Genomic DNA, 15,414 nt, shown 5'->3' on the forward strand with positions numbered 1-15,414 from the left:
CCTCCGCTCACAGCTCGGCGTACACCACCGTCGCGTCGTCGTGCGTCTTGCCGCGGCCCAGGAACGCCCGCTCCTCCCGGTCCGCCGACTCCAGCGCGCGCACCCGGTCCACCAGCGAGCGGGCGCCCTCCTTGGCGACGAGGGCGAGCAGGTCCGCCCAGTCGCCCTCCCGGAACAGCTCCGTCCAGCGGGTCGCGCCGTCCGACAGGGCCGCCAGCGCGCGGACCCGGTCGCGGGGAAGGGTGCCGGCGACCGCGCGGGCGGCGACCGAGGGGTCGGCGGCGGCCGTGAAGAAGCCGCCCTCCCGGTTGCGGAGGTTGGCGTCGACCAGCGCGTCGGTGGCCAGGGCGGAGCGGGGCAGCCGTGCCAGCCGGTCGTCCAGCACCGCGGTGACGGTGCCGTCGGGCGCCCGCAGGAGCAGTGCCGCGTCGGACAGCACCAGGTACTCCACCAGGTCGGCGGACCAGCGGACCAGGGCCACGGTTGCCTGCGGGGTGCGCGGGTGAGAAAGGTCACAGGTGCCCGCGTGGGCCTCCGCCGTCCGCGCGATGCCCCGCGACAGGACCTCCGGCAGGGTCAGATCTCGGCCGGAAACGGCCAGTTCGGTCAGTGCCCCGCCGAGCCGTGACGTGAACCAGGGCACGGAGTGTGCACAGCCGGTGGCGCCGCGCGGCGGAGTCACTCCGTCCAGCAAGATCACACAACCACCCTGACCGGAAGCGGGTAGTCCGACGCCCGCGAAGTCCTCGTTGGGGCGGTTCGCGTCGCCGGATTCCGAAACGAGATCTGTGCGCATCCGGCCAGTCTGCACCAGGCCTTCACAGCCTTCGCCAAAGGCTGGCAACGGCCGCCGAATTGGCACGGCCCCCCAGGTCAGGTGCCTGCTTTGGGGGTAATTGACGCACTCCGGCAACGCGTGGTGGCGAATACTGCCAAAGCCTGCCGCGCGCGTCCAACCGGCCCGCCGCGCCCCCGTGGCGCAGGCCCCGCCGGAACTTGCCCGCCAACTCCCCTCCGATGTTCACTCCTTCGAGTGGCGGGTCAGGTGATGGGCGACCACTGCCCACCGGCGCTGGGAGGGTCGGAAACCGTATGAACCGGGTGTACGCACCACTTGGCCCCGAGACGACGGGCCGCCACCCGGGCCCTTGAGCAGACGAGTTCAGGAATGCGAGCACCGGTGCAGAAGAAGTGGCCTCGGCGCACAGGCAGGCAGACGGCTCCCGAAGGGGGCGTCGAACAGACCCCCGTGGGCACCGGCCGCCCCCGCCACGTGCGGACCCGGCTGATCGTGGCCGTGACCGTGGTGGCCGCCGCCATCGCCGGAGCGGGAGCACCCTCGCTGCTCACCGCCTCCCAGGACGTCAGTGAGTCCCAGGACCTGGTCACCCTGTCCGCCCGCACCCAGGACGCCCTCGCGCTCGCCCACTCGCTGGCCGACGAGCGCGACGAGGTCACCTCCTACATAGCCGCGGGCCGCCCCAAGTCCAAGGCGCCCACCGAGCAGCGCAGCGCCCGCGTCGACCGCCAGGCCGAGGACCTGCGCGCCGACCCCGACACCCCGGCCGCCCTGCGCACCGCCCTCGACCGGATCGCCGCCGTCCGGCACGCCGCGCTCACCGGCAAGTCCGACGCCCTTCAGACCCACCAGGCGTACTCGGGAACCATCACGGAACTGCACCGGCTCGCCGGCGAACTGGCCGACCGGATGCCCCCGCGGGCCGGCTCCGGCGGCCACGCGCTCGCCGAGCTGGACTCCGCCGTCCAGCAGTCCGCCGCCGCCCGGGGCCTGCTGCTGGCCGCGCTCGGCATCCCGTCCACCACCCGGACGGTGATCGACCCCGCCACCGGTCTGCCCAGCACCACCAGCGAGCCCACCGCGGAGGGCCGCAAGCAGCGCGACGCGCTCACCGCCGCCGCCCAGCAGGCCCGGCTGCGCGCCGACGCCGCCCTCGCCGACTTCCGCGGGACCGCCCCCAAGGCGTCCGTCGCCTCCTACGACTCCACGGTCACCGGCCCCGAGGTCAACTCCGCCGACAAGTACCTCGCCGCCCTCACCGACCAGCCCGCCTTCACCGGCAGCGACACCGCCACCGACCCCAGGAAGCTGGACGCGGCCCTGTCCGCCCGGGTGGACCTGATGCGCGGCGCCGAGTCGGCCCTCTACGACCACCGCACCAAGGACCTCGAGAAGCTCCGGGACGACGACGTCACCGCCCTGGAGATCCGCATCGCCGTCCTCGGCGCCCTGATGCTCCTCACCGTCGGCATCGCCACCGCCATGGCCCGCACCCTCACCCGCCCGCTGTCGGTGCTGCGCCGCGGCTCGGCACGGCTGGCCGAGGCGGAGGACCCGGCGGGCCAGGAGCCCGTCGCCTTCACCGGCCGCAACGACGAGTTCGCCCAGGTCGTCCGCTCGGTCAACGCCCTGCACGCGCGCGCCGCCGCCCTGCAGGAGCGGGTGGCCACCCTGGAGACCGACCGCAAGCACCTGGTCGGACAGCGGCAGAAGATGGCCGACGCCCGCGAGGAACTGCGCGCCGAACTCGACGCCTCCGCCGCCCAGCTGGAGCGGCTGCGCACCAGCATCGGCGGCACCTTCGTCAGCCTCGCCCTGCGCACCCTCGGTCTGGTCGAGCGGCAACTGGCCGTGATCGAGGGCCTGGAGGAGCGCGAGCAGGACCCGGAGCGGCTCGCCACCCTCTTCAAGCTCGACCACTTCGCCACGGTCATGCGCCGGCACAGCGAGAACCTGCTGGTCCTGGCCGGCACCGAGCACGTCCAGCAGTCCCACGGCCCGGTCCCGCTGGTCGACGTGGTCCGCGCGGCGGTCAGCGAGATCGAACGCTACGAGCGTGTCCGCATCGCCGCCCTGCCCCCGCACGCCCACGTGGTCGGCTTCGTCGCCGACGACCTCTCCCACCTGCTCGCCGAACTCATGGAGAACGCGGCCTCGTTCTCCCCGCCGGACCTGCCCGTCGAGGTCTCCGGCTGGCTGCTGGAGTCGGGCGAGGTGATGCTGTCCGTCCAGGACGGCGGCATCGGCATGACCGGCGACCGCCTGGACCGCCTCAACGCCCGCCTCGGCGAGTTCGACCCCGAGTCGGCGTACGACCAGGAGGGCGACGACGGCCTGGGCCTCGGCCTGTACGTCGTCGCCCGCCTCGCCCAGCGCCACGGCATCCGCGTGCAGCTGCGCGAGCAGAAGCAGGGCGGGGTGGCGGCGGTCGTCGTGCTGCCCCGGACCCTGCTCGCCGAGGCCCCCGCGGCGACGGCCCCGCGCCCGGCCACGCTCTCGGACACCCAGAGCTTCTCCCTCCCCGGCGCCAACGCCGAGGTCAACTCCAACGTGCTGCACGCCCGCACCAAGGACAACGACCCCCTGGTAGCCCTCGCCGAGAAGGCGGCCCGGGAGGCCGGGGCCGGGGCGGGCCCGGCGGAGGACACCGAGGTCCACGCGCGGTCGCGCGCGGAGGAGCCGACCGCCGAGGAGGCCGCGACCCGGCCGAAGGCACCCGCGGAGACCTTCGCCGAGACGACCATGGAGCTGCTGCTGCCGGAGGTCGCCACGCGACCCGCGGCCGCCGACGGCGAGGACGCCCCGCCGGTGGCACCCGCGCCCGACGACGAGAGCCGCACGGCTGGTGGCGCGGGTGAGGACGAGTCCGCGGACACCGAGGACGAGGCGCTCACCAGCAAGGGCCTCCCCAAACGCACACCCAAGATCACCGCTCCCGCCGCCGCCCAGCCCCGCCGGCGCGGCACGTCCGTCGACGCCGAGGCCCTGCGGCGCAGGCTCGGCGGCTTCCGCCAGGGAGCGCAGGCCGGTTACCGGGACGTCGAGGCGGAGATCACAGAACGTACCGGAGAGACCACGGGGGGCACCGTCGAGGAGGCAAGCAGTTGACCGCGCCCAGTACCTTCGGACTGAGCAGTGAGGCCCGCAACCTGCATTGGCTGCTGACCAACCTGGTCGAGGAAGTGCCCGGCATCCAGTCCGTCGCCGTGGTCTCCTCGGACGGCCTGCTGCTCCTGTCGTCCGACCCCGGACACGCCGAGCAGTCCCGCAGGGCGCGCCCGGTGAGGGGCCCCCGGGGCTCCGCCGCCGACCTCGCGACCATCGTCTCCGGCATCGGCAGCCTCACCATCGGCGCCGCCAAGCTCATGCAGTTCGGCGGCGTCAAGCACACGATGGTCGCGATGGACGAGGGCAGCCTGTTCGTGATGTCGATCAGCGACGGCTCGCTGCTCGGCGTGCACGGCTCCGCGGAGTGCGACATGAGCGTGGTGGCGTACCACATGGCGCTCTTCGTCGGCCGGGCCGGCCACGTCCTGACCCCCGAACTCCGCAGTGAGCTGCGGAAGTCAATGGAAGCCGAGTCGACGGGGAGCGCTCGATGAGCGGTACACCGAAGAAACTTCCCGTGCGCGGCGGCGAGCGCAAACCCGCCCGCGTCCGCCCCTACTCGCTCACCGGCGGTCGCACCCGCTTCGGCCACGTCCTCCTCGTGGAGACCTTCGTGGCCGCGCTGGAGGCCCCCGAGGAGCGCAAGGAACTGACGAATGGTTCCCTCGCCACCCGGGTCATGCCCGAGCTGCGGGCCATCGTCGAACTGTGCCGCCGTATGCGCACGGTGGCCGAGATCGCCGCGCTGCTGAAGATGCCGCTCGGCGTGGTCCGCGTGCTGCTGAGCGACCTCGCGGACCAGGGAAAGATCCGTGTGTACGGCACCGGCACCGGTCACGGCACCGGCCGTCCGGACCGCGCTCTGCTGGAAAGGGTGCTGAGTGGACTCCGCCGTCTCTGACGCCACGGGCGTCGCCCCCCTCGTCGCCGGGTTCAGCGAACCCGACGAGGACCTGAAGGCCTGGCAGCAGGACCGTGCGCAGGCCCCCGTGGCCACGAAGATAGTGGTGGCCGGCGGCTTCGGCGTCGGCAAGACCACGCTGGTCACGGCCGTCTCGGAGATCACGCCGCTGCAGACCGAGGCGCTGATGACCGAGGCGAGCGAGGGCACCGACGACCTCACCGACACGCCGGGCAAGTCGACCACCACCGTGGCCATGGACTTCGGCCGCCTCACGCTCGACGACGACCTGGTGCTCTACCTGTTCGGTACGCCGGGCCAGCAGCGGTTCTGGTTCATGTGGGACGACCTGGTGCGCGGCGCCATCGGTGCCGTCGTACTGGCGGACACCCGCCGCCTGAAGGACTGTTTCCCCGCACTGGACTACTTCGAGAGCTGCGGACTGCCGTACGTCGTCGCGGTCAACCACTTCGACGACAGCGAGCTGTTCGAGCCGGAGGACGTACGCGAGGCGCTGACCATACCCGCGCACATCCCTGTCATGATCATGGACGCGCGGCGCCGGATCTCGGCCATCGAGACCCTTCTGGCCCTCGTGGGCCACGCGCTGGACGAAACCCCCGAGTAGTCCCGACCTAGGAGCACCACCCGCATGCGGAAGATACTCGTCGTCGGAGCCGGCCAGTCCGGACTCCAGCTCGCCCTCGGCCTGCAGTCGCACGGCTACGAGGTCACCCTGATGTCGAACCGGACCGCGGACGAGATCCGCTCCGGCCGGGTCATGTCGACGCAGTGCATGTTCGACACGGCCCTCGGGCACGAGCGCGACCTCCAGCTCAACTTCTGGGAGTCCCAGGCCCCGAAGATCGAGGGCCTCGGCGTCTCGGTCGCGGCCCCCGGCTCCTTCGACCCGGGCCCCTCCCAGCGCGCGATCGACTGGGTGGGCAAGCTGGACGGGTACGCGCAGTCCGTCGACCAGCGGGTGAAGATGGCCGGCTGGATGGAGACCTTCGCCCAGCGCGGCGGCCAGCTCGTCATCCACGGCGCGGCCGTCGGCGACCTCGACTACTTCTCCCGCGCCTACGACCTCGTGCTGGTCTCCGCCGGCAAGGGCGAGCTGGTGTCGATGTTCAGCCGCGACCCCGAGCGCTCCCCGTACAGCGAGCCGCAGCGCGCCCTCGCGGTGTCCTACGTGCACGGCCTCGGCCCGCGCCCGGAGCACCCGGACTTCGACGCGGTCCGCTGCAACCTCGTCCCCGGGGTCGGCGAGCTGTTCATCATGCCGACCTACACCACCTCCGGCCGCGCCGACATCCTCTTCTGGGAGGGCATCCCCGGCGGTCCGCTGGACGTCTTCAACGGCGTCAAGGACCCGGCCGAGCACCTCTCCCTGACCCTGCAGCTCATGGAGAAGTTCACGCCCTGGGAGTACGCGCGCGCGACGAAGGCCGAGCTGACGGACGCGGGCGGCACCCTGGCCGGCCGCTACGCCCCGACCGTGCGCAACCCCGTCGGGCGCCTGCCCTCGGGCGGTCTGGTCCTGGGCGTCGCCGACGTGGTCGTGGCCAACGACCCGATCACCGGCCAGGGGTCCAACTCCGCGTCCAAGTGCGCCGCCGCGTACCTCGCCTCCATCGTCGAACACGGCGACAAGCCGTTCGACGAGGACTGGATGCGGGCCACCTTCGACCGGTACTGGGCCACGGCCCAGCACGTCACCAAGTGGACCAACGCCATGCTGGCACCGCCGCCGGAGCACATCCTCAACCTCATCGGCGCGGCCGGCCAGCTCCAGCCCGTCGCCGACCGGTTCGCCAACGCCTTCAACGACCCGGCCGACTTCGAGAACTTCTTCTACGAGCCGGAGAAGACGAACGCCTACCTGGCCTCGGTCGCCGGGGCCTGACGGGCCTCTGACCTGGGCTCCGGCCGTCGTCGTCTGTTGTTGTCGGTCGACGTCGGCCGTCCTCGCACGGCCCACAGACGGCCCCGGAGATACCTCTCCGGGGCCGCTGGCGTTACTGGCGTTCAGCCCCTCGATGCGAACCAGCCCTCGCCCAGCCTCTTCGGTCGGGTGCTGCCCGTGGCTTCCCGCTTGGTTGGGCACGCGCGGGGCGCGGCCACCTTGTGATCTCTACGAGGACTCATTTGTCGTCCAGGCTGGCTGGGCGGACGGCCATGACGACGGCTCGGCCACTGCCGAGGATGTCGTAGATCAGGCCGCCGTAGCCGGGGGGCACAGTGCCGGCCGGGTTGGACGGCGGGTAGAAGTCGGATGCGACGAGCAGTTTTCCGGTGCGGGCGTCGCGCCACTGGATCTGGTCCATGTAGTTGGCACCTAGGGGGCCGGGGTTGAACTTGGTGGGATCGGTCTCTTTGGAGCGGGCGTTGGCGTTGACGAACACTCGCTTGTCGGCCGGACCGATCAGCGTGATGTAGCTGTTGCTGCGCTGTTTGACCTTCCAGGCCAGTGACAGGCGGCCGTCTCGGAAGTCGATGGCCGAGGCGGTACCGAGGCCGAAGTCCATCACGTAGATGCGGCTGTTCTCCGGGTCCGCGGAGACCTTGGCGTAGTAGTAGCTGTACTGGCCGGGCTTGAGTGTCGGTGTGGGGTCCAAGCGGGTTACCCGCTTGGAGCCGCTCTGGTGGATAGCGACCACGCTGAGCGGCACCTTGGAGGCGCTGCCATTAGTGGAGAAGACCACCCAGTCGCCCATGATCACCGGAGCGCCTGCCTGGGTCTGGCCGGGCTTGGCGTAAGTGACCGGCCCCCAGGTGGTGTCCTGCTTGATGGTGTGGCCGTCCCAGACGTAGCGGAAGATCTGGGTGGGGGTGGTGGTGTAGGCGTAGTCGTGGCCCTGGTAGCGGCTGGTGGTGACCCGGCCGAGGACGTTGCCCTTCAGCTGGGTCCAGCTGAGCACCTTGAACGTCTTGGGGTCGACTGTGCCGATGATGGAGGGCTTGGCCGAGTTGGGGGCTCCGGGGCATTTGTACGCGGCGGCGCTGTAGCCGTTGAGCGTGCATCCGACCGGCCGGTTCAGCGACCGGACGACGAGGGTGCCGTCAGGAAAGGCGTCGATGCCGTTGAACGCGCTGTCGTTGGTGGGACTCTCACCGGTGGGCATGTCCTGCTTGAGGAGGACCTTCCCCGTGGTGCCGTCGAGCTTGTACAGCGTGTGGTCGGAGATGGCGACGATGTTGCCGTCCGCCATCACGTCCACCGCGCCTGACACGTGCAGCTCGTTGTTCGTCCGGGCGTCCGACAGGGGGGTGCGCCAGATCTGCTTCATCGTGCCGGGCTGGACCTTGGCGACGAAGGTCTGTAGCGCGGGCGGGTTCAGGTCGCCGTTGCCGCCGTAGTAGACGTACATGTCCTTCAAGCCGCGCGTGGCGATGTCGAACTGGGAGTAGTAGATGTTGTCCGAGGTGGGGTGAGCCTCCACCACATTCGGCCCGGTCATCGACCCGGGGAACTGCGCGCAGGGGTGAAGACTCGTGCGTGCGGAGTCATAGTGCTCGAACGGCACGAGAGTCCGGTACCAGGGGCTGTTGGGCTGCTTGGCCGCGCAGGCGGCTTCCTGCTGGGCGATGACCGCCTCACCGATGGGCGGATTGCCCATCATCAGATCCCGGGCCTCCGCGGACGCCGAGGAGGCCGCCGACGGATCGGGGGGTCCCCCTGGTGTTCCCGACAGGTTGGTTGCCGCGAAGGAGCAGCCGGCGGCGACGACCGTCAGCGCAGCCAGGGCCCCGATCACCCGCGTGCGACGTATACCTACCTTCACCCTTTCCTCCTTCTTCTCGGCGCACTGGTGTCCCGGCGGTCCCAGCCGTCCACACACGACAGCGAAACGGAACAAAAGCTGCAAAGAGATGCCATTCGCACACGTAGCGTATGCAGAGTGGGGGGTGAGCAGAGACGTAGGATCCGCCAATCGGGGCAACGGTGCTGACTGGTCCGGAGCCTTCAGGTCTGCCGAGGCCGGCGGAGTCCAACGGCGTGGCCATACGCCGAAGGGGCGGCGCCCGTTGTTCGGACGACGCCCCTCCAGGAGTGGGCTTTGCAGTTTGGCCTGATCCTCATCAGGTCGATCACAGGGGTCGGCCACGTCGACCAACTGCCCCTGTGCCGCGACCGATCGTTCACTGAGGTCCGGCCTCGTCCGCTGCGGTTCGCGCTTGTTGGTGTCAGCCACTGGTGTCAGATCGGCTGTCAGTGCTGCATGGCACTCTGCCGCCATGACGACAACGACAGAGCTGACCCTCTTCGCCGATTACTTTCAGATACATGTATCCGATGCGGATTCGGACGGTGATCTAAGCGACGCGTGGACGGGCCAGGCCGTTGCCGATCACCTCGCGGTTGCACAGGATGCGCTGGGTATCGGCACGGTGGTCAATGTCAACGTATCCGTCACTGTGGTCGTCCTGCCTCAGGAGCCGAGTGATGACAGCGCGGAATTCGATCACGTTGTTGAGGCCAGCCTCGATGTGCCGTCGGGTCGCCTGATGGTTCTGGGCTGCACGGACTACGCCCCCGATGCGGCCACGTTCGAGGTCGCGCCAGGCTGGAACCGCGTCCGCGTATCCCGGAGCAACTTGGCTCGGGCAGCTCAGGCCGACGTCGACTCCGACGAGAGCCCCGAGACGACTGAGAAGATCCGTATCCAGGTGTGGGCGGCCTCGGAGTCTCCAGCAACGATCACCAAGCGATGGTCTTAGTCCGGCGGAGTCTCTGATAGCTGGTTCGTCTGCCCGTCCTTCGAGCCTCACCGTCACCACCATCAGTTACCCACCACTCACCCAGCTCTCGGGCTGGCGGGTAAGGAAGCAGCGGGGCTTAGGCAGAGGGCTGGTCGGTAACCAGGAGTCGGCTGGTGAAGCCCTGGTGGCACAGCCGGTCGCAGGCCTCGAGTACGTTGTCCGGCACGGGCTGGTTGATCATGAAGCCCTGCGCCGGATAGAGCAGCAGTCGCTGCAGCGCCCCCACAAGCATGTCGATCACCAAGCGGCCGTCCCCGATGGAGTCGACGTGCTCCTCCAGCGTCATCGGACTGGACGCGCTGACGATCTCGACTGCGGGCCACAGCTTCCGCGCGGTGGCGTAGGCCCGCCTCTCCTCATACGGCTTGCTGATCAACAGGACACGTCCGCTCGGATCGTTTAAGCCGGAGCACATCCGAGAGTGGGTGGCGGGCCTCGAATCTCGGGTGCCTGGCTCGTACGGTCGGGTTATCTACGCCAACGTGCGAGCGGCCCTGAGTGCGGCTGTTGACGACGGGTACCTGAGCCGCAACCCGGTCTCCGCCCGCTCCGTGAAGCCGCCCGCGCTTGAGCCCAGGCGTGTGGTGCCGTGGACGGTTGAGCGAGTGTTCGTCGTACAGGCAGCAATGCCGGAACGGTACCGACCCGTGGTCGACTTGGGCGCGGGGTGCGGCATGCGACAAGGGGAGATTCTGGGAATCGCCGTGGACGCGGTCGACTTCGATTCCGACACGCTGCATGTGGTGCAGCAGCTCAAGCTCAGCCGGAGTAAGCCCGTGTTCGCGCTGCCCAAGGGCGGCAAGACCAGGAACGTACCGCTCCCCGGTCCCGTGGCCGACGCGCTCAGGGCCCACATGAAGCAGTACCCGCCGGTTGAGATCACGCTGCCGTGGAAGACACCGGATGGGCCGAAGGTGACCCGGCGGCTCATCTTCATGGCGCCTGGGGGCAACCACGTGTGGCGCACCTCCCTGAACGAGGAGGCGTGGAAGCCTGCGCTCGTCGCGGCCGGCGTCATTCCGGAGCCGAAGACCAAGGCGGCCGGTTACGCGGCGGCTCGTGAGCACGGCATGCATGCGCTGAGGCACTTCTACGCGTCCGCGCTCCTGGACGGCGGGGAGAGCATCAAGGCGGTCAGCGAGTACCTCGGGCACAGCAATGCGGCCCTGACGCTGCGGATCTACGCGCACCTGATGCCGAGCAGCCAGGAGCGGACGCGCACGGCGATCGCGACCGTCTACGACAAAGGCCCGTTGACCGGCTGACGGCCCACAGACGGCCCACGGCCCCGTGAAGGCTGACCAGTTCGGTGGAAACCGCTGGTAGAAGCCTCGCGGGGCCGTCGGCTTGCTTCTACGAGCCGGAGAAGACGGCCGCCTACCTGGCCTCGGTGGCCTGATCCCGCGGGGGACCGTCCGGGCGTACGGCGCCGAGGACCGGAGCGGACGCCAGCGGGGAGACCTCGACCCGTCCGCCCGGTCTCGGTGCCTGCACGACCCGGCCGCCCCCGACGTACAACGCCACATGGGTCGCCCCGGGGAAGTAGACCACCAGGTCACCGGGGCGCAGCCCGTTCAGCGGGACCTTCGGCAGCCGGGCCCACTGCTCCTGGCTGGTGCGCGGGATCGGGGTGCCGGCGCGGTCCCAGGCCTGCGAGGTGAGCCCCGAGCAGTCGTACGACGCCGGGCCCTGCGCTCCCCACTGGTACGGCTTGCCGACCTGCGACAGGGCGTAGCGGACGGCCCGGTCGCCCTCGCCGGACGGCGGTCTGTCGTCGCCGAGGGCGCCGGAGGCCGTGAGCCGCTGCTGGGCCTCGCTGACCCCGGTCCGCTCCAGCGCCGCCACCGCGGCGAGCTGCTCGGGGGTCAGTGAGGCGAGGAGCCGCTCGACGTCGCCGAGCCTGGCCGTGACGTCGTCGCGCTGCTTTCGCTGCTTCCCGGTGAGGGTGAGCTGCTCGTCCAGGGCCTTGCGGGCCGCCCTGGCCAGCGCGTCCCGCTTCCGTTCGGTGCCGGTGAGCCGGTCCACGGTCTCGGCGCGTTCGTGGGCGAGCCGGCCGATGACATGGCCCTCGTCCAGCGCGTGCTGCGGGTCGCGGGCGAGCAGCAGGCGCACGTAGGGGGAGAGGTCGCTGCTGTTCTGGTACTGCTGCCGGGCCAGACGCCCGGCGTCGCGCCTGCCGCCCTGCAGCGCGAGCCGGGCACGGGCCAGTTCGCCGTCGAGGCGGGTCACCTCGGCGCGCTGCCGCTTCAGCCGCTCCGCCGTCGCGTTGTAGGACTCGGTGGCCTCCTCGGTCTGCCGGTACAGCCGCTGGAGGTCCGTCAGCAGCTGGGAGACGGTCCGTGGCGGCGCGGGTTCGGCCGCCGCGGGCACGGGCGCGAGGACGGCCTGGGCCGCCACCGCGGCCGTACAGGCCAGGCGCAGGAGTACTGCCGACACGTCATCACCTCCGGTACGGGGCGGACGGCCCCTCCGTCCGCATCCGCACGGTGATATTCAGACGTGTTCATGGGCTTGTGTGCCGATTGTGGGCGAGACGGCCCAACGCTCTCACCCGGTCGTGTCGTCCGGCTTGCGGGACGGCGCGCTGTCCGGCTTGGTCCACGGCCACCTGAGCCGTTCGGTCGGTCCGCCCTCCGGGTCGTACCGGTACTTCCAGCCCCGCACCAGTCCGAGCCGTTTGCTGTGCCCCCTCGGCACGCGCCGGTAGACGTGCACGGCGGGCGGGCCGCCGGCCGCGTCCGGCACCGGCACGCGGTACGACTTCGGGGGGTGGCCGGTCAGGCCCAGCAGCACCGGCAGCACGCGGCCGTCCAGGGGCCCGCCCTCGAACGGGGTGTCCTCACTCTTCACCGGTCCGGCCCTCGGTCTTCCTCGGCGAGCGCGCCGACCACGTCCGCCGTCTGCGGGTCACGTCCGGCGGTCACGGTCAGGACGGCCACGAACTGCTCGACCAGCCAGTCGCGCAGCTCCTCGACCGGCGGCTGCTTGCCTTCGTCCAGCCAGATCAGCGAGGCGGCCTCCACCGCCGTGATCCACGTCCGGACCGTCATGCGCAGCCGCGGTCCCGGCGCGCAGACGCCGAGGTGGCTGTAGATGTGCTCGGCCGCGGCCCGCCGGACGCCGTCCACGATGGCCGTCGTACGGGAGGTCTCCACCACGCTGCCGCCCTGCAGCAGCGCGCTGAAGCCGGTGTCGTGCTGGTCGACGAAGGCGAGGTAGCGGTCGAGCGCCCGGGACAGACGGGGCAGCAGGGGACCGATGCGGGCCTCGTCGAAGCACTGCTGGAGCTCCTCGCCGGCCGACCTGAGCGCGGCCTCGTAGAGCTGCTGCTTGCCACCGGGGAAGTACCGGTACACCAGCGGACGGGAGACCCCGGCCGCCTCGGCCACGTCGTCCAGCGACACGTCCTCCGGCGCACGGTGTGCGAAGAGCGAGAGAGCGGCGTCGAGGAGCTGGCTGCGCCGTTCCTCGACGCTGAGCCGACGATAGGCGGGGGTTGCGGCCTGCGGGGTCATGCCAAGCAGCGTAATCGGACCGTGAAGAAGCCGCGCAGGCACCGCCACACCCGGCCGCGCCCGCGCCCCGCGCGCGAGCGGGCGCGGGGCGCGGGCGCGCCCGGCTCCCGCCCGGGCCGGCCCGGTTCCCGCCTAGGCCAGCAGCCCGGAGGACTTCCACAGCCGGCGGCCCACGCCCCGCAGCACACCGATGTCGTCGAGGAAGTCGGTGAGCCGCTTGGCGCCGGTCTGCATGACCTCCCGCCGGTGCCCGCTCGCCTTCACCTGCGCCATCGCCTCCCGCTTGTCCAGTCCCACGTTCGTGTAGACCTCGGGGTTGATGAACGCCACCGAGAACACCCGCGCGAACTCGCCGGACGTGACCCGGGTGAACTCCTGCGACCACTTCGGCGCCGTCAGCATCTGGCGCCGCAGTTCCTCACGCGCGTACCGCACGTGCCGGGCCTCCTCCACCACGTGGATGCGCGTGACGCCCCGGATCAGCGGCTGCACGCGCTCGTCCGGGAAGGTCAGCCGCTGCATCCAGTCGAGCACCTCCTCACCGAGCAGCGTGGCCGTGAAGGAGCCGGGCGTGGTGGAGATGGTCTTGAACAGCCGGCCCAGGTTCTGGTGGGCCCGGCTCACCGGGTACCAGGGGGTGCCGCCGTGCGAGATCAGCCGCGCGAACATCTTCGAGTGCCGGCACTCGTCCTCGATCTCGGTGAGGGCGTACCGCACGTGCGCGCTCGTCGCCGCCTTGTCGTAGATGTGCCGGACGAGGAGCTGCATCAGGATCAGCTCGAACCAGATGCCGAGCGAGGCGAGCGCCGCGGCCTCGTGCTGGGAGAGCAGGATCCGCTGTTCCTCGCTCATCCGCTCCCAGAGGGGCGTCCCGTACAGCGAGACGAGCTCGGGCGGCCAGAACCACTTGCCCTCCTCGAAGGGCGCGTCCCAGTCCAGCTCCCTGTCCGGGTCGAAGGAGTGCTTGGCGGAAGAGACGAGCAGCCGTTCGGCCACCTGTTCGCGGTCCTTGAGCAGGCCGAGCGCGTCGCGCAGTCCGTCCAGCGCGTCCGCTTCCGTCAGGGTCGTCATGGCTCCCTCACCTCGTTACCCGGGGGTACGTTCCGCTTCTTATGAGACTGCCTGTCAGCAAGCTCGTCAATCCCCCGCGCATGACTTGTTGACTCGGCGTCTACGTGTGAGCCTGCGAAGTATGCCGACGCATGACCTGTACACCGACGAGCCGGGAGACTCCCCCTGGCAGGTGCCCGCGAGCGGGGCGGCCAGGTTCAGCTGGGAGTACGACGAGGGCCGTGACCGCCTGCTCGCCCTGTACCAGAAGGGCAAGGACAAGCAGTGGGACGGGCAGCGGCGCATCGACTGGGAGCTGGAGGTGGATCCGTACGACCCGCTGGGCACCCCCGACGAGGCGATGTCGCTCTACGGCACCCGGCACTGGGCCGGGCTCACCGACCGCGACAAGGGCGAACTGCGCAAGCACTACGCCTCCTGGCAGTTCAGCCAGTTCCTGCACGGCGAGCAGGGCGCGATGATCTGCGCCGCGCGCATCGTGGAGTCCGTGCCGGACATGGACGCCAAGTTCTACTCGGCGACCCAGACCATGGACGAGGCCCGGCACGCCGAGATCTACGGCCGCTTCCTGCACGAGAAGATCGGGATGCTCTACCCGATCAACGACAACCTGCGGTCCCTGCTCGGCGACACCCTGCGCGACAGCCGCTGGGACATGCCCTACCTCGGCATGCAGGTCCTGATCGAGGGACTGGCGCTCGCCGCCTTCGGGATGATCCGGGACACCACCAACAAGCCGCTGCCCAAGCAGATCCTCGCCTACGTCATGCAGGACGAGGCCCGACACGTGGCCTTCGGGCGCATGGCCCTGCGGGACTACTACCAGCAGCTCACCGACGCCGAACTGCGCGAACGCGAGGAGTTCGTCATCGAGGGCTGCCATCTCATGCGGGACCGGCTGCGCGGCGTCGAGGTGCTGGAGAACTTCGGCATCCCACGCGCCGAGGCCGAGCGGATCAGCGAGGAATCCGAGTTCCTCCAGCTCTTCCGCAAGCTGCTGTTCAGCCGCATCGTGCCCTGCGTGAAGGACATCGGCCTGTGGGGCAGGCGCCTGCAGCAGGCCTATGTCGACATGGGCGTCCTGGAGATGGGTGACTCCAGCCTGGACCTGCTGATGGCGCAGGACGAGGAGATCGCCGAGCGGCTGGACGCCGAGCGCTTCGCCGCGGAGGAACGGCTGCGGGTGGCCGAGGTGGGGGAGGCGATCGAGTCGGGGACGGCCGACGCCTGAGCCCCTCCGCCCGTGCAGTACCGTT

The 15,414-nt window shown here is 70.4% G+C and carries 13 protein-coding genes and 2 pseudogenes; 8 read left to right on the plus strand and 7 right to left on the minus strand.

The window, feature by feature from the left end; translation table 11 throughout:
* Positions 1-7: 7 nt before the first annotated feature.
* A complete protein-coding gene (locus ACWCPN_RS15105) occupies positions 8-796 on the minus strand; it encodes a hypothetical protein (RefSeq protein ID WP_451205743.1) in 789 nt (262 codons plus the stop codon).
* A gap of 384 nt (positions 797-1,180) precedes the next feature.
* Between ACWCPN_RS15105 and ACWCPN_RS15110 the strand changes: the two genes are divergently transcribed.
* From ACWCPN_RS15110 to ACWCPN_RS15130, 5 genes are read left to right on the plus strand one after another with little or no spacing between them, the layout of a single operon-like run.
* Positions 1,181-3,907, plus strand: a complete 2,727-nt coding sequence (locus ACWCPN_RS15110; RefSeq protein WP_451205745.1) for a nitrate- and nitrite sensing domain-containing protein — start codon at positions 1,181-1,183, stop codon at positions 3,905-3,907.
* On the plus strand, positions 3,904-4,401 hold the full coding sequence (locus ACWCPN_RS15115) for a roadblock/LC7 domain-containing protein (RefSeq protein WP_365119797.1): 498 nt from the start codon (positions 3,904-3,906) through the stop codon (positions 4,399-4,401). The genes ACWCPN_RS15110 and ACWCPN_RS15115 overlap by 4 nt, the downstream gene beginning before the upstream one ends.
* Positions 4,398-4,808: a DUF742 domain-containing protein gene (locus ACWCPN_RS15120; RefSeq protein ID WP_199211981.1), complete on the plus strand. Its 411-nt coding sequence runs from the start codon at positions 4,398-4,400 to the stop codon at positions 4,806-4,808. Before ACWCPN_RS15115 ends, ACWCPN_RS15120 begins: the two co-directional genes overlap by 4 nt.
* The gene (locus ACWCPN_RS15125; RefSeq protein WP_451205749.1) at positions 4,789-5,436 is read left to right on the plus strand and encodes a GTP-binding protein; all 648 of its coding nucleotides are present in this window, start codon (positions 4,789-4,791) and stop codon (positions 5,434-5,436) included. The genes ACWCPN_RS15120 and ACWCPN_RS15125 overlap by 20 nt, the downstream gene beginning before the upstream one ends.
* A 24-nt stretch (positions 5,437-5,460) precedes the next feature.
* A complete protein-coding gene (locus tag ACWCPN_RS15130; protein ID WP_451205751.1) occupies positions 5,461-6,714 on the plus strand; it encodes a styrene monooxygenase/indole monooxygenase family protein in 1,254 nt (417 codons plus the stop codon).
* Positions 6,715-6,952: 238 nt separating this feature from the next.
* Here the strand turns inward: ACWCPN_RS15130 and ACWCPN_RS15135 are convergent, their stop codons facing one another.
* Positions 6,953-8,593 (minus strand): hypothetical protein, encoded by a 1,641-nt coding sequence (locus ACWCPN_RS15135; RefSeq protein WP_451205754.1) that lies wholly within the window; start codon positions 8,591-8,593, stop codon positions 6,953-6,955.
* 454 nt (positions 8,594-9,047) lie between these two features.
* On the opposite strand from ACWCPN_RS15135, the gene ACWCPN_RS15140 reads away from it, so the two are divergent.
* A complete protein-coding gene (locus tag ACWCPN_RS15140; RefSeq protein ID WP_451205757.1) occupies positions 9,048-9,530 on the plus strand; it encodes a hypothetical protein in 483 nt (160 codons plus the stop codon).
* Between the two features lie 118 nt (positions 9,531-9,648).
* Here ACWCPN_RS15140 and ACWCPN_RS15145 read toward each other — a convergent pair.
* Positions 9,649-9,954, minus strand: a pseudogene (locus tag ACWCPN_RS15145) (YdcF family protein); the annotation flags it as partial.
* On the opposite strand from ACWCPN_RS15145, the pseudogene ACWCPN_RS15150 reads away from it, so the two are divergent.
* Positions 9,953-10,837, plus strand: a pseudogene (locus ACWCPN_RS15150) (tyrosine-type recombinase/integrase); the annotation flags it as partial. The pseudogenes ACWCPN_RS15145 and ACWCPN_RS15150 sit on opposite strands and share 2 nt — an antisense overlap.
* Positions 10,838-10,949: 112 nt before the next feature.
* Here the strand turns inward: ACWCPN_RS15150 and ACWCPN_RS15155 are convergent.
* The 4 genes from ACWCPN_RS15155 to ACWCPN_RS15170 form a co-directional block, all read right to left on the minus strand.
* Entirely contained in the window at positions 10,950-12,008 is a 1,059-nt protein-coding gene (locus ACWCPN_RS15155; RefSeq protein ID WP_451205759.1) for a C40 family peptidase, read from the minus strand.
* Positions 12,009-12,119: 111 nt separating this feature from the next.
* Entirely contained in the window at positions 12,120-12,422 is a 303-nt protein-coding gene (locus ACWCPN_RS15160; protein WP_451205761.1) for a hypothetical protein, read from the minus strand.
* On the minus strand, positions 12,419-13,087 hold the full coding sequence (locus ACWCPN_RS15165; RefSeq protein WP_451205764.1) for a TetR/AcrR family transcriptional regulator: 669 nt from the start codon (positions 13,085-13,087) through the stop codon (positions 12,419-12,421). The genes ACWCPN_RS15160 and ACWCPN_RS15165 overlap by 4 nt, the downstream gene beginning before the upstream one ends.
* A gap of 132 nt (positions 13,088-13,219) precedes the next feature.
* Positions 13,220-14,158: an AurF N-oxygenase family protein gene (locus tag ACWCPN_RS15170; RefSeq protein WP_451205767.1), complete on the minus strand. Its 939-nt coding sequence runs from the start codon at positions 14,156-14,158 to the stop codon at positions 13,220-13,222.
* A 121-nt stretch (positions 14,159-14,279) separates the two neighbouring features.
* Here ACWCPN_RS15170 and ACWCPN_RS15175 point away from each other — a divergent pair, with 121 nt between their 5' ends.
* Positions 14,280-15,389, plus strand: a complete 1,110-nt coding sequence (locus tag ACWCPN_RS15175; RefSeq protein WP_451205770.1) for a ferritin-like domain-containing protein — start codon at positions 14,280-14,282, stop codon at positions 15,387-15,389.
* The last annotated feature ends 25 nt before the right edge of the window (positions 15,390-15,414 follow it).

Source organism: Streptomyces sp. NPDC002386, assembly GCF_053593175.1.

Bases quoted from the DNA above. Each gene is read 5' to 3' on its own strand.
- ACWCPN_RS15175 (WP_451205770.1), top strand. From the start codon at position 14,280: ATGCCGACGCATGACCTGTACACCGACGAGCCGGGAGACTCCCCCTGG.
- ACWCPN_RS15130 (WP_451205751.1), top strand. From the start codon at position 5,461: ATGCGGAAGATACTCGTCGTCGGAGCCGGCCAGTCCGGACTCCAGCTC.
- ACWCPN_RS15140 (WP_451205757.1), top strand. From the start codon at position 9,048: ATGACGACAACGACAGAGCTGACCCTCTTCGCCGATTACTTTCAGATA.
- ACWCPN_RS15170 (WP_451205767.1), bottom strand. From the start codon at position 14,158: ATGACGACCCTGACGGAAGCGGACGCGCTGGACGGACTGCGCGACGCG.
- ACWCPN_RS15165 (WP_451205764.1), bottom strand. From the start codon at position 13,087: ATGACCCCGCAGGCCGCAACCCCCGCCTATCGTCGGCTCAGCGTCGAG.
- ACWCPN_RS15120 (WP_199211981.1), top strand. From the start codon at position 4,398: ATGAGCGGTACACCGAAGAAACTTCCCGTGCGCGGCGGCGAGCGCAAA.
- ACWCPN_RS15105 (WP_451205743.1), bottom strand. From the start codon at position 796: ATGCGCACAGATCTCGTTTCGGAATCCGGCGACGCGAACCGCCCCAAC.